This window comes from Buttiauxella sp. 3AFRM03, assembly GCF_003675305.1.
Taxonomy (GTDB): Bacteria; Pseudomonadota; Gammaproteobacteria; order Enterobacterales; family Enterobacteriaceae; genus Buttiauxella; species Buttiauxella ferragutiae.
The window spans coordinates 4,988,417-5,000,871 of the sequence record NZ_CP033076.1 but is presented as its reverse complement, the minus strand read 5'-3'; the positions used below and the strand labels follow the sequence as shown (position 1 = coordinate 5,000,871).

The window sequence follows — 12,455 nt, the reverse complement described above, 5'->3', positions numbered from 1 at the left end:
ACCATAATGCAAACGGGGCGCAAGCGCCCCGGATAAGTGCATAAATTGCACTGCGTTAGTGCGCGACTAAAAACTATACGTAATGCCTGTCATCAAAATTCCCGTCCACTCTTTATCAATCATCGGGCTATCGGTGACTTCATTAGCCAGGTGCACGTAGCGACCCATACCGAAGACGTTCCAGCTATCTGTCAGCCTATAGTTTACAGACAGTTCAACGTACGGTGCCCAGCTGCTATCCGGGTCATAGGAATCTAAACCGCTGCGCTGCGACTCACTCTTACTGATGCCATAGTAATATTCATTCTGGTTTTCGCTGCTCAAGGTTATCCCGATACCCGGCGTAAACGTCAATCTGTCGCTGTTGTAGCGATACAACCAGGCGGTATCCCAGTTTACGCCGTTGCTATTGCCCAACGTGTCACCCGCCAGCACAGTGCGCAAGAAACCATATTGCGTGTTATGTACATAAGAAAGCCCGGCCATCAGAGTCGCTTTGCGATTATCCAACTGGCGCATGCTTTTAGAGTCGCTGTCTTTCGCTCGGAAGAAGATAGGCGAATAGTAGGTAATGATGGAAAGCTTGTCAGCCTGGTCATTCCACAAGTAGTAACCTGCGGTTAAGCCACGCAGGTAGAAACTCTCCCCCTCATAACCCACCATTGGGATCGGATACAAACGGTCTTGATCGCCTTTGTACATGTTAGGCGTTACCAGAGCTGCCGCCCCTACAGACCAGGGGCCATCTGCTGCTTGCGCCGCAGGAAAAGTTGATGCAATGAGTACACCCAATGTAATAATTTTGAATTTGCTCACAATCCTTTAAGTCCTTTAATCAAATAATTAGCAATTAGAGTGTAACCCCCTTGCTTTCTCACCCCAAATTTTTTACCAATTTGATACATCAGAGCAACTGAACAACATCTCGCAAACAGGTTTCATCTTCTTTTCAGTTTTATGAATCACATGTGATACCAACCACTTCCCTTTACAACAAAAGGAGAATTATTTGGATGAGTTATTGATATGTCATTGAAATTGGCTTGTGGCCGTATGCAAGTTTTGCAAATGCCATCTACGCTTTATTTTAGGAAGATGAAATACGCTGAACGCGGCAATGAAAATGCCACGCTACCCTGAAACATTCGAGTTGCAGTAAACGCGCTTACAACTTGAATATTGACGGGTAAGAGAAGTTGGCATAAGGGTTGCTCGAGATTCAGGAGACGTCTTCCGGGAGCCTCCATTACTCATACGAACGGCTCTCTAACCTGTGCTAAATACGAAAGGACGGCATACCATGAATATATTCGATCACTATCGCCAGCGTTATGAAGCTGCCAAGGACGAAGAGTTCACACTGCAGGAGTTTCTTGCAATCTGTAAGCAAGATCGCAGTGCCTATGCCAATGCGGCAGAACGGCTATTGATGGCCATTGGTGAGCCAGTGATGGTGGATACTGCCACAGAGCCCCGGCTGTCCCGTCTCTTTTCGAATCGGGTAATTTCCCGTTATCCGGCGTTTGAAGAGTTCTATGGCATGGAAGAAGCCATTGAACAAATTGTTGCCTACCTGAAACACGCAGCCCAGGGACTGGAAGAGAAGAAACAGATTCTCTATTTATTGGGGCCTGTGGGTGGTGGTAAATCATCACTCGCTGAACGCCTGAAAGCGTTAATGCAGCGCGTGCCAATTTACACGCTGAGTGCTAATGGCGAACGCAGCCCGGTGAATGACCACCCGCTGTGCCTGTTTAATCCACAAGAAGATGCTTCTATTCTTGAAAAAGAGTACGGCGTCCCTACCCGCTATCTGGGCACTATTATGTCGCCGTGGGCGGCAAAACGTCTGCATGAGTTTGGCGGCGACATCACAAAATTCCGTGTAGTGAAAGTCTGGCCATCGATTCTGGCGCAGATTGCGATTGCCAAAACTGAACCGGGTGATGAGAACAACCAGGATATCTCAGCGCTGGTCGGTAAAGTGGATATTCGTAAACTGGAAAACCACGCGCAAAACGATCCTGATGCTTATGGCTATTCTGGTGCACTGTGCCGTGCAAACCAGGGCATCATGGAATTTGTCGAGATGTTCAAAGCACCGATTAAAGTGCTCCACCCGTTGCTGACCGCAACCCAGGAAGGCAACTATAACGGGACCGAAGGCATCTCTGCCCTGCCGTTTAACGGTATTATTCTTGCGCACTCCAACGAATCTGAGTGGGTGACGTTCCGTAACAACAAAAATAACGAGGCCTTCCTTGACCGTGTTTACATTGTCAAAGTGCCTTATTGCCTGCGGATTTCCGAAGAGATAAAAATCTACGAAAAACTGCTCACGCACAGTGAATTGTTGCATGCACCATGCGCCCCGGGTACCCTGGAAACGCTGGCGCGCTTCTCGATCCTTTCGCGTTTGAAAGAGCCAGAAAACTCAAGCATGTACTCCAAAATGCGGGTGTACGATGGTGAAAGTTTGAAAGACACCGATCCAAAAGCGAAATCGTACCAGGAGTACCGCGATTACGCTGGTGTAGACGAAGGCATGAACGGGCTGTCTACACGTTTTGCATTCAAAATCCTCTCTCGCGTGTTCAACTTTGACCACGTTGAAGTGGCAGCAAACCCGGTGCATTTGTTCTATGTGCTGGAGCAGCAGATCGAACGAGAGCAGTTCCCGCAGGAGATGGCCGAGAAATACCTTGAGCATCTGAAAGGCTACCTGATCCCGAAATACGCTGAATTTATCGGTAAAGAGATTCAGACCGCATATCTCGAATCTTACTCAGAGTACGGGCAAAACATTTTCGACCGTTATGTTACCTACGCTGACTTCTGGATTCAGGATCAGGAATACCGCGACCCGGATACCGGCCAGCTGTTTGACCGTGAATCCCTGAATGCGGAGCTGGAAAAAATTGAAAAACCGGCTGGCATCAGCAATCCGAAAGATTTCCGTAATGAAATCGTCAACTTTGTACTGCGTGCCCGCGCCCATAACAATGGTCGTAATCCTAACTGGACGAGCTACGAGAAGCTGCGCACGGTTATCGAGAAGAAAATGTTCTCGAACACCGAGGAATTGCTGCCGGTTATTTCGTTCAATGCCAAAACCTCTACCGACGAGCAGAAAAAACACGATGACTTTGTCGATCGTATGATGGAGAAAGGCTATACGCGCAAACAAGTTCGCCTGCTGTGCGAATGGTATCTGCGGGTACGTAAATCTTCATAACGGCTGAGTCAAAGATGGGGCCACACAGTGTGGCCCCCCTGCGCAGTTGGCAAAGAAGTTTGGGGGAACTATGGCCTATTTTATTGACAGGCGACTGAACGGCAAAAATAAAAGTGCGGTTAACCGCCAGCGCTTTTTGCGCCGATATAAGGCACAGATTAAACAGTCGATTTCCGAGGCCATCAACAAGCGTTCGGTCACCGACGTGGATAGCGGCGAATCGGTCTCGATCCCAAGTGAAGATATCAGCGAACCGATGTTTCATCAGGGTCGTGGCGGTCTGCGCCATCGTGTTCATCCGGGCAACGATCACTTCGTGCAAAATGACCGCATTGAACGCCCGCAAGGGGGTGGCGGAGGGGGCGGTGCGGGTCAAGGCCAGGCAAGCCAGGATGGTGAAGGCCAGGATGAGTTCGTCTTTCAAATTTCGAAAGACGAATATCTCGACTTATTGTTTGAAGACTTAGCCTTGCCGAATCTGAAGAAGAATCAGCATCGCCAAATTACTGAGTTTAAATCCCATCGAGCGGGTTACACATCGAATGGCGTACCCGCCAATATCAGCGTGGTTCGTTCGTTACAAAACTCGCTGGCCCGCCGCACCGCGATGACTGCGGGTAAACGTCGCCAGTTACATGAGTTAGAAGACAGTCTTGAAACGGTAAGCAACAGCGAACCTGCGCAGTTGCTTGAAGAAGAACGCTTGCGCAAAGAGATTGCTGAACTGCGCGAGAAAATTGCCCGCGTACCGTTTATCGATACCTTCGATTTACGCTACAAAAATTATGAAAAACGCCCTGAGCCTTCAAGCCAGGCAGTTATGTTCTGCTTAATGGATGTCTCCGGTTCGATGGACCAGGCCACCAAAGATATGGCTAAACGCTTTTATATTCTGCTCTATTTGTTCCTGAGTCGGACGTATAAAAACGTGGACGTGGTTTATATCCGCCACCACACCCAGGCCAAGGAAGTCGATGAGCACGAGTTCTTTTACTCACAGGAAACCGGTGGCACGATTGTTTCAAGCGCCCTGAAATTGATGGATGAAGTGGTGAAAGAGCGCTACGACCCGGCATTGTGGAATATCTATGCTGCACAGGCTTCAGATGGTGATAACTGGGCAGACGATTCGCCGTTGTGTCATGAATTACTGGCGAAGAAATTACTGCCGATGGTGCGTTATTACAGCTACATTGAAATCACCCGCCGCGCCCACCAGACTCTGTGGCGCGAATACGAAGACTTACAGTCAACGTTTGATAACTTCGCCATGCAGCATATTCGCGATCAGGATGATATTTATCCGGTATTCCGTGAGCTGTTCCACAAGCAGGCGAGTAATAGTTTCAGCTAACACCACAAGTCAGCCAGTTTTATTCTGGCTGACTTTTTAATCCCTCCCGCTTAATTGCAAAATCTTAATTTTTATCATGCAATTGCACAAAATCCTCTGTATCGACTTAAAAAGGCTGACGTCACAGCACACCTGCGCGTAAAGTTATTAATAACAATAAAAACAGCCTTCTCTTTATATTTCGCAAGGAACAGCTATGATCTTCGACTCTACGCTATTAATCCTGTTGGCGCTTGCCGGACTGGGTTTTGTCAGCCATAACACCACCGTTGCGGTATCCATTCTGGTGCTCATTATTGTCCGAGTTACCCCACTGAGTCAGTTTTTCCCGTGGATTGAAAAGCAGGGGCTGACCGTGGGGATTATTATTCTGACCATTGGCGTTATGGCTCCGATTGCTAGCGGTACTTTACCTGCAAGTACACTGTTGCACTCGTTTACCAACTGGAAATCACTGGTTGCGATCGCAGTCGGCGTGTTCGTCTCATGGCTCGGCGGTCGTGGTGTGACCTTAATGAGCAGTCAGCCGAGTTTAGTCGCCGGTTTGCTGGTAGGAACGGTTTTAGGTGTCGCATTATTCCACGGAGTGCCCGTCGGCCCGCTGATTGCCGCAGGGCTTGTGTCGCTCGTCATTGGTAAACAGTGAATCAGCTACTGTGGTTCTAGCGAGGCAAGATAGCGCCCAGGTGTATTACCGAGCGCTTTTTTGAACATCGTAATAAACGCATTGGTCGAGTCATAGCCGAGTTCGCTGGCCACCTTTTGCACCGAAGCACCACCAATTAATAGCTGCAGCGCGACAATCAGTTGTAACTGTTGCCGCCAACGGCGAAAACTGAGCCCCGTTTCTTTCACCACCAGCCGGGCAAGGTTGCGCTCGCTCATCGCCAGTTGTGAAGCCCATTGCTCCAGCGTCTGACGTTGCTGTGGATCCGCAGCCATTCGTTCAGCAATAAAGCGAATTTTAGGATGCCCCGACATCGGCAAATGCAATTGCTCTACAGCCTGGCGCGGCAATTCATCGAACAAAACCTGAACCAGCCGGTGCGTCTCCGGTTGCGCTAAATTGCGTTCATTTTGCTGTGTCAGATGCAGGATCAATTCACGCACTAGCGGAGTAATTCGCAACGTGCAGCATTGTGATGGCATCTCCACAACATCGGGTTCGATAAACAGAAAACAAAGTCTGGCGTTCGCGGTCGCGCGATTACTGTGTGGCATTTCACCGGGGATCCAGACTGCATGCTGTGTGGGAACCATCCACCTCGCCTGTTCAACTTCACAAGTAATCCCGCCATGCAAAGCCAGAATCAGTTGACCTTTGCGATGCTGATGGAAGGCAATTTCGTTCTCAGTTTCAGAAACCAGGATGCTAAACGCCTGAGCAGGATGTCGATTGCTATCAGGGTCGAATCCTTCCAGGGCTAAGCCACGCTCCATAATATTGTCCGGTTTTAGGGATAAGCTGGCATTTTACGTTGATTTCTTCCATTCCCAAAACATGTATCTTGTGCGCATCGTCTTACGAGGTATGTGTATGTCTTCAATTTCAACTTCAAATGTGAAAAAAAACGGTCTGCTGTTGCTCGGCATTTTAATGATAGCCACCACGCTGCGCGTGACGTTTACCGGCGCGGCGCCATTGCTGGATATGATTCGCGCATCCTTCAGCCTCACAACTGCACAAACGGGCGTGCTTACCACCCTGCCACTTTTAGCCTTTGCGATTGTTTCTCCACTGGCGGCAGGGATTGCACGCCGGTTCGGTATCGAACGTAGCTTGTTTGCAGCTATGCTGATTATCTGTGCAGGAATTGCTGTACGTTCGATGGGAAACACGGTGCTGCTCTATAGTGGCACCGCGATTATTGGCTGTGGGATCGCCATGGGGAATGTGCTTTTGCCTGGATTGATTAAGCGCGATTTCCCAGGACAAGTGGCGCGACTCACTGGTGCGTATTCACTGACCATGGGCGTTGCTGCAGCTATCGGCTCAATGATGGTGGTTCCCATCGCGCAACACGGTTACGGCTGGCCTGGCGCACTGATGGCGCTGATGGTTTTCCCCGTGGTGGCATTGCTAGTTTGGCTGCCGCAGTTGTCGAATCACAACATATCGACCTTAAGCAACAGTAATGCCTTACATAACCGGGGGATCTGGAAATCTGCGCTTGCCTGGCAAGTGACTCTGTTTTTGGGGATCAATTCGCTCATTTATTATGTGGTGATTGGCTGGCTGCCTTCGATACTGATAAGTCACGGTTATAGTGAAGCGCAAGCGGGTTCGTTGCATGGCCTGATGCAATTAGCCACCGCCGCACCCGGTTTATTTATCGGCATGATTTTAGGCCGAATGAAAGACCATCGCGGTATCGCCATCCTCATGGCCTTGTTGTGTGGACTGAGCGCAATTGGTTTACTGTTAATTCCAGACTTCACCAGTGTTTGGGTCGTGATATTTGGCTTTGGCTCTGGTGCGACGATGATTCTTGGCCTGACGTTTATCGGCTTGCGGGCAAATAGTGCTCATCAGGCCGCCGCATTGTCTGGTATGGCGCAATGTATGGGATATTTATTAGCGGCTTTCGGGCCGCCGATGATGGGGAAAGTACACGATCTCTCTGGCCAGTGGAGCTTGCCACTGCTTGGGTGCGCAGTGTTGGCGTGCGTGATGGCGGTATTTGGTGGTTTTGCCGGGCGTGATGCACAGATCATCAGCCCAGCACAACCTGGCCACCCTTCCTGATTAACGCTGCGCCGCTTTTAGCAACGCTTCAACTAGCGGCGCAGGTTTATCCTTCAATGCATTACGTTCGTGCTGGAAAAGTGTTCCGACAAAAAAAGGATGTCCACGAAGCTCAACTACGCGGATTTCACCTTGATTATCCCACCCGGTTGGCTGCAATTGAGATGTCTCCAGTTGCCCGGCAAAAAAGTCGGCAATACCGTAATTGCAATGGTAGCCTTCTTCAATTATCGAACGCCCATAGGCCTCAGCGATCAGTGACCCAGGTTTTAGCTCAATAGCATCGGATTTCTCCACCAGTGAGCAACTCAATGGCCCAATGACCAGGCTTCCCTGTTGACTCGTTTCTGCATGACCCGCATCTCCCAAATCCAGGACATTGCGCGCATATTCAATAACGGCGTGCTGGAAGCCACCGCATGTGCCAAGAAACGGAATTTGGTTCTCACGAGCGTAACGGATTGCCAGAAAAGCACCGTCTTCATTTTGATAGGGGCTAGCAGGAACACACCAGATGGCGTCATACCCCACCAGATCCTCCGGACTTGTTACTTCAGGTGTAGGCAGCCAGTCATAGTCAACAGTTACGTCAAGGTATTCAGCTGCATTATCTAAAGCCAGAGGAATTGCCTTGTGTGCGATCACCGCAGGGTTGTAATCACCCACCAGCGCAACACGCAGCGTTTCTTTCAAAGGTAATGGAGGCATTTATTTGATTATCCTTATGTTTAACAGCAGCTACTACATAAGGAATAATAGAGTATGCCACTACCTTTTGCCTTGCAACGCCCAAAATTAGCAGGGTGGCGCAGCACCATCACAGTAGTGTACCGTACTTTTCTCACCCGACTTTACGTGGCGAAATGAAAACAAAAATACTGATTAGTGCTTGCCTGATGGGCTTTAAAGTTCGCTATAACGGGCAGGATAAACCTCTCATAAATAGTGTGTTAGCACGCTGGCAACAAGAACAACGGCTCATCGTCCATTGCCCTGAATTGGCCGCAGGCCTCACGACGCCGCGTTTGCCTGCTGAACTAGTGGGTGGTAGTGGCCCTGCTGCGCTTAATGGCGATGCAAAAATTCAGGAAAGTGATGGTTCAGATGTGAGTCAGGCATATCTATTGGCAGCTTTCCTGGCATTAAAAACGGCTCAAGACTCTGGATGTCGCCTGGCATTAATGACCGATGGCAGCCCAACTTGCGGCAGTACGAAGATTTACGACGGAACTTTTCAGGGAGTCACACAGCCTGGAATGGGAGTGGCTGCGGCATTACTACGACAAAATGGTATCGAGGTTTACGCTGAAGGTGAGCTTCCTGCGTTAATTGCCCGCATTGAGGCTTTAGACGGAGAGTTAACGCATGAAGAAGATAGCTATCGCGAATGAAGCCCAACAGTCGATCAGTGCACAACCTGCTGTTGTTCGCTCTCTGGCAATAATGTCTTGTCGAGTGGCATCAGATATTCTGCCCGAACAAAGGTATAACCTTCGCGCCCATCGAACGCCACCACATTACCCGTCACCAACCATAGCGGATGATTTGCATCATGAGGAAGTTGCGTTACCACACCAGTAACCGGATTAACAAAACTTTCGCCAGGCTCGCACAGGCCAAAAAGCTCGACTGATTTACCGATGTTCACACGCCCTGCGGCAGTACGGGAACCAATAATCATTGCCAGCATTCCCGGCTTTAACTGAAACATAAAACGACTCTGTAGCTCATCAAATAATTGGCTATATCAGAACATTCTTAGGTGTAAAAGTAAACAGAGGGCAGATAAATCCAGCCGGGCACCTCTGGCGAGCGACTCCTGTTGTCACCCGCCCCGCCAGCTTTTAAACAATGAATAGGTTTTATTTTATTAATCGCGGGTTTGCACCCAAAACGCGTGGATTAATCCAGGAATATAGCCCAACAGTGTCAGTACAATATTCAGAATAAATGCCCAACCGAATCCTTTAGCCAGCAATACACCAAGCGGTGGTAAAATAATCGTAAAAACAATACGCCAAAAGCCCATAAAAAAACTCCAGTTATTAATGTTATATACATATAAAAAAGTATATTCCGCTACAAGCATAGTCTACTCAGCGTAAACCAACTGAAGGTATATCGTTAATTAATGTAAAGAACAGCGATAACCTCATTAATATTATGTGATTAATAATAAGGAAAAAAGCGGGGTTTAGTGGATTTTAGATAACAAAAAACCCGCACATGGCGGGTTTATTCACTTTGACTTCCGGCTCGGGTTATTCACCGTCTTCGCATGCGTCAGTCGCAGTTATGCGTTAGCAGTCTTACAGAGCAACAACGTTAGTTGCTGATGGACCTTTAGCGCCGTTCTCAACAGAGAACTCAACTTTCTGACCTTCGTCCAGAGTTTTGAAATCATTGCTCTGAATGGCAGAGAAGTGAACGAACACATCTTTGCTACCATTGTCAGGAGTGATGAAACCAAAACCTTTTTCTGGGTTGAACCATTTTACTAAACCAGTCATTTTAGACATAGATACTTCCTCAATATTTTATAGCCATTTTATATGGCGAACGTGGTCTGTATTGCAGAACGTTTCTTATTTAGGCACTTAGGAGGAGACTCACGAAGAAGGGTATCTGATGACTTGATAGCGCTTGAACTGAGGACTGCTTTACTAAAACTGCTTTCATAAGGTCTGTCTTCCAAACCGATGACGCATTAACGCACGGCAGCGTTCTGGAAGCAAGAATTATTTTCAAATAATAATTTTCTCATTAACATAAACCCCCTTCCGTACCCATTTCTGTAACGCTGCATATGGAGTATTTTTCAATCAAAACATCATCGCGCGAGCTATAGTTAAACGGTACGCAACCAGAATTTTTAGGTGATGTCACCATGGTGCGCTTAATGTGGGTGTTACTCTTACTTTCCTCATTTTTGCCGATGACGCATGCAGCCACCGATGACCAGCCTTTGAAGTTTGATACTCAAATCAATACGGTTTTTGGTGACTATGATGTGATGAAACAGCGGCGCATCATTCGCGTTTTGATTCCTTATAGTAAAACTTTTTACTTTATTGATAACAATGGGACTCAGCGGGGCATCATGTTGGAGTTGATGCAACAGTTTGATAAACAAATCAATAAAGGTCTTAAACCTTCACAAAAAACACATCTTGTTTTTATACCAACAGCACGGGACCAACTTATTCCTCAGCTTATCGCCGGACGTGGCGATGTCATCGCTGCTAACTTGACGATCACTCCTGAACGCGAAAAACTGGTCGATTTCAGTACGCCGTTAGTAACCAATGTCCCTGAGTTGGTCATTGCGAGTAATAAGGCACCCGAGCTCAAAAATGCCGATTCGCTTTCGGGGCAATCCGTGTTTGTCAATCCGTCGACGAGTTATGTCTCCAGCATTGAAACACTGAATAAGAGCCTGGCCGAGAAAAAACTGCCACCCGTAGTCGTTATCAAAGCCCCTGGTAATTTCGAGCCGGAAGACATTCTGGAGATGGTGAATGCCAATCTTGCCGATTACACCGTAGTCGATCGTTACCTGGCCATATTGTGGACACAGATTTATCCAAACCTGGTCGTTTATGAAAATATTACACTCCGTGATGATAGCTCTATCGCATTGGCAATGCGTAAGAACTCCCCTCTTCTGAAAGCACAGCTCGATGAATTTACTGCCGCGCATAAAATTGGCACTTCTTTTGGTAATCAGCAGGTTTATAAATATTTGCGCAACACCAAATGGGTAAAAGATGCACGTTCACAAGCTGAATTAGAGAAGTTTCATCAGGTTACAGAAATTTTCCGCAAATACGGCGAGCAATACAATGTCGACTGGCTGATGATGGCCGCACAAGGGTATCAAGAGTCACGCCTTGACCAAACAGTTCGTAGCAAAAGTGGCGCAATTGGAGTGATGCAGGTACTGCCAACAACCGGCAAAGAGTTAAAAGTCGGCGATATTAGGTTGATCGACCCTAATATTAATGCAGGGGTAAAATATATCCGTTTTATGCGTGATCGTTATTTTGCTGATGAGAAAATGACCGATCTGAATAAATTACTTTTCACTTTCGCCTCTTATAATGCTGGCCCAGCCAAAATAGCCCGTCTACGCAAAGAGGCAGCAACCAAAGGACTTGACCCTAATATCTGGTTTAACAATGTCGAACGTATTGCACAACTACGTATCGGCAATGAAACTGTTCAATATGTAAGCAACATCTTCAAGTATTACGTAGCCTACCAACTCATAATGGAACAGGCGAAAGCACGTAAGGCTGACACCCCACCTGATGCCAGTAAAGTGGAATAGGCAGCGCAATTTTTTTATTGAGTTTCTTTTTTGGGTAACTCTACTTGCCTTGAATGCAGAGATTTATTACTGTACAAAAACACAGCCTTAAGAGGGAAGTATTAATGTTCGTTGAATTGGTTTACGACAAACGAAATGTGGCGGGACTTCCCGGTGCAAATGAAAAGATTCTTGCAGAATTAACAAGGCGAGTTCACGGCCTCTTCCCTGATGCGCAAGTCAGGGTGAAACCAATGCAAGCTAATGCAGTAAACAGTGATTGCACCAAGAATGAAAAAGAGAAAATTAACCGTCTGGTTGAAGAAATGTTCGACGAAGCAGATTTTTGGCTGGTTTCTGAAGAGTAAATATCATCCGAGGTATTGCTGAAACGAGGATTTTCACGAGTTTTCTCCTGTTCTGAGCTACGCAATACTATGCCCAAAATCTTTTAAACAGGTCGAGAAAGCATGAGAAAAACAACGGTGATATTAATTGTGGTGGCAATTGTAGTTTGGTTTGCAAGCCATCAGGGGTGGATCTAACCCCAGAGTCATTGAGGAAGTGTTTGCCGTTAAGCTTCCTCTCAATCACTTCACATTGGCTAAGGCACAGACGAAAAAAAACCACCTGAAAGGTGGTTTTTTTTAAATATGGTGCCGACTACCGGAATCGAACTGGTGACCTACTGATTACAAGTCAGTTGCTCTACCTACTGAGCTAAGTCGGCGTGGAGAACACTCTACACAAAGCCGATCAGCTATGCAATTCCCTGCGAATCGTTCGCTTAAAAATTCAACTTATTGTTTTT

13 protein-coding genes and 1 tRNA gene are annotated in these 12,455 nt (G+C 47.4%); 7 read left to right on the top strand and 7 right to left on the bottom strand.

The window, feature by feature from the left end; all coding sequences use genetic code 11:
- Positions 1 to 66 precede the first annotated feature (66 nt).
- Positions 67 to 816: a MipA/OmpV family protein gene (locus D8682_RS24825; protein ID WP_121815419.1), complete on the bottom strand. Its 750-nt coding sequence runs from the start codon at positions 814 to 816 to the stop codon at positions 67 to 69.
- Positions 817 to 1,300: 484 nt separating this feature from the next.
- Between D8682_RS24825 and yeaG the strand changes: the two genes are divergently transcribed.
- The 3 genes from yeaG to D8682_RS24810 all read left to right on the top strand — a co-directional run bounded on the left by yeaG (position 1,301) and on the right by D8682_RS24810 (position 5,235).
- The gene (gene yeaG, locus D8682_RS24820; RefSeq protein ID WP_064547656.1) at positions 1,301 to 3,235 is read left to right on the top strand and encodes a protein kinase YeaG; all 1,935 of its coding nucleotides are present in this window, start codon (positions 1,301 to 1,303) and stop codon (positions 3,233 to 3,235) included.
- Between the two features lie 70 nt (positions 3,236 to 3,305).
- Positions 3,306 to 4,589 (top strand): YeaH/YhbH family protein, encoded by a 1,284-nt coding sequence (locus D8682_RS24815; RefSeq protein WP_064547658.1) that lies wholly within the window; start codon positions 3,306 to 3,308, stop codon positions 4,587 to 4,589.
- 199 nt (positions 4,590 to 4,788) lie between these two features.
- Positions 4,789 to 5,235: a DUF441 domain-containing protein gene (locus D8682_RS24810; protein ID WP_121815776.1), complete on the top strand. Its 447-nt coding sequence runs from the start codon at positions 4,789 to 4,791 to the stop codon at positions 5,233 to 5,235.
- Positions 5,236 to 5,240: 5 nt separating this feature from the next.
- Here the strand turns inward: D8682_RS24810 and D8682_RS24805 are convergent, their stop codons facing one another.
- Entirely contained in the window at positions 5,241 to 6,029 is a 789-nt protein-coding gene (locus D8682_RS24805; RefSeq protein WP_064547660.1) for a helix-turn-helix transcriptional regulator, read from the bottom strand.
- Positions 6,030 to 6,126: 97 nt separating this feature from the next.
- Here D8682_RS24805 and D8682_RS24800 point away from each other — a divergent pair, with 97 nt between their 5' ends.
- Positions 6,127 to 7,335: a CynX/NimT family MFS transporter gene (locus D8682_RS24800; RefSeq protein ID WP_121815418.1), complete on the top strand. Its 1,209-nt coding sequence runs from the start codon at positions 6,127 to 6,129 to the stop codon at positions 7,333 to 7,335.
- On the opposite strand, the gene D8682_RS24795 is transcribed toward D8682_RS24800, so the two are convergent.
- Entirely contained in the window at positions 7,336 to 8,043 is a 708-nt protein-coding gene (locus D8682_RS24795; protein WP_064547665.1) for a CTP synthase, read from the bottom strand.
- Between the two features lie 155 nt (positions 8,044 to 8,198).
- On the opposite strand from D8682_RS24795, the gene D8682_RS24790 reads away from it, so the two are divergent.
- A complete protein-coding gene (locus D8682_RS24790; protein ID WP_064547667.1) occupies positions 8,199 to 8,726 on the top strand; it encodes a DUF523 domain-containing protein in 528 nt (175 codons plus the stop codon).
- A 14-nt stretch (positions 8,727 to 8,740) separates the two neighbouring features.
- Here D8682_RS24790 and D8682_RS24785 read toward each other — a convergent pair whose 3' ends face one another.
- From D8682_RS24785 to cspA, 3 genes are all read right to left on the bottom strand, one after another.
- The gene (locus tag D8682_RS24785; protein ID WP_121815417.1) at positions 8,741 to 9,046 is read right to left on the bottom strand and encodes a hypothetical protein; all 306 of its coding nucleotides are present in this window, start codon (positions 9,044 to 9,046) and stop codon (positions 8,741 to 8,743) included.
- Between the two features lie 159 nt (positions 9,047 to 9,205).
- Positions 9,206 to 9,364: a YqaE/Pmp3 family membrane protein gene (locus D8682_RS24780; RefSeq protein WP_064547671.1), complete on the bottom strand. Its 159-nt coding sequence runs from the start codon at positions 9,362 to 9,364 to the stop codon at positions 9,206 to 9,208.
- A gap of 280 nt (positions 9,365 to 9,644) precedes the next feature.
- Entirely contained in the window at positions 9,645 to 9,854 is a 210-nt protein-coding gene (gene cspA / locus D8682_RS24775) for an RNA chaperone/antiterminator CspA (RefSeq protein ID WP_034456078.1), read from the bottom strand.
- 380 nt (positions 9,855 to 10,234) lie between these two features.
- Here cspA and D8682_RS24770 point away from each other — a divergent pair, with 380 nt between their 5' ends.
- Together D8682_RS24770 and D8682_RS24765 are read left to right on the top strand one after the other, a co-directional pair.
- Positions 10,235 to 11,665 carry a lytic transglycosylase F gene (locus D8682_RS24770; protein WP_232886923.1) on the top strand — a complete coding sequence of 477 codons (1,431 nt, stop codon included), beginning with the start codon at positions 10,235 to 10,237 and terminating at the stop codon, positions 11,663 to 11,665.
- A 104-nt stretch (positions 11,666 to 11,769) separates the two neighbouring features.
- Positions 11,770 to 12,012: a DinI family protein gene (locus D8682_RS24765; protein WP_074388583.1), complete on the top strand. Its 243-nt coding sequence runs from the start codon at positions 11,770 to 11,772 to the stop codon at positions 12,010 to 12,012.
- A gap of 286 nt (positions 12,013 to 12,298) precedes the next feature.
- On the opposite strand, the gene D8682_RS24760 is transcribed toward D8682_RS24765, so the two are convergent.
- Positions 12,299 to 12,374 (bottom strand) — tRNA-Thr (locus D8682_RS24760).
- Positions 12,375 to 12,455: the final 81 nt, after the last annotated feature.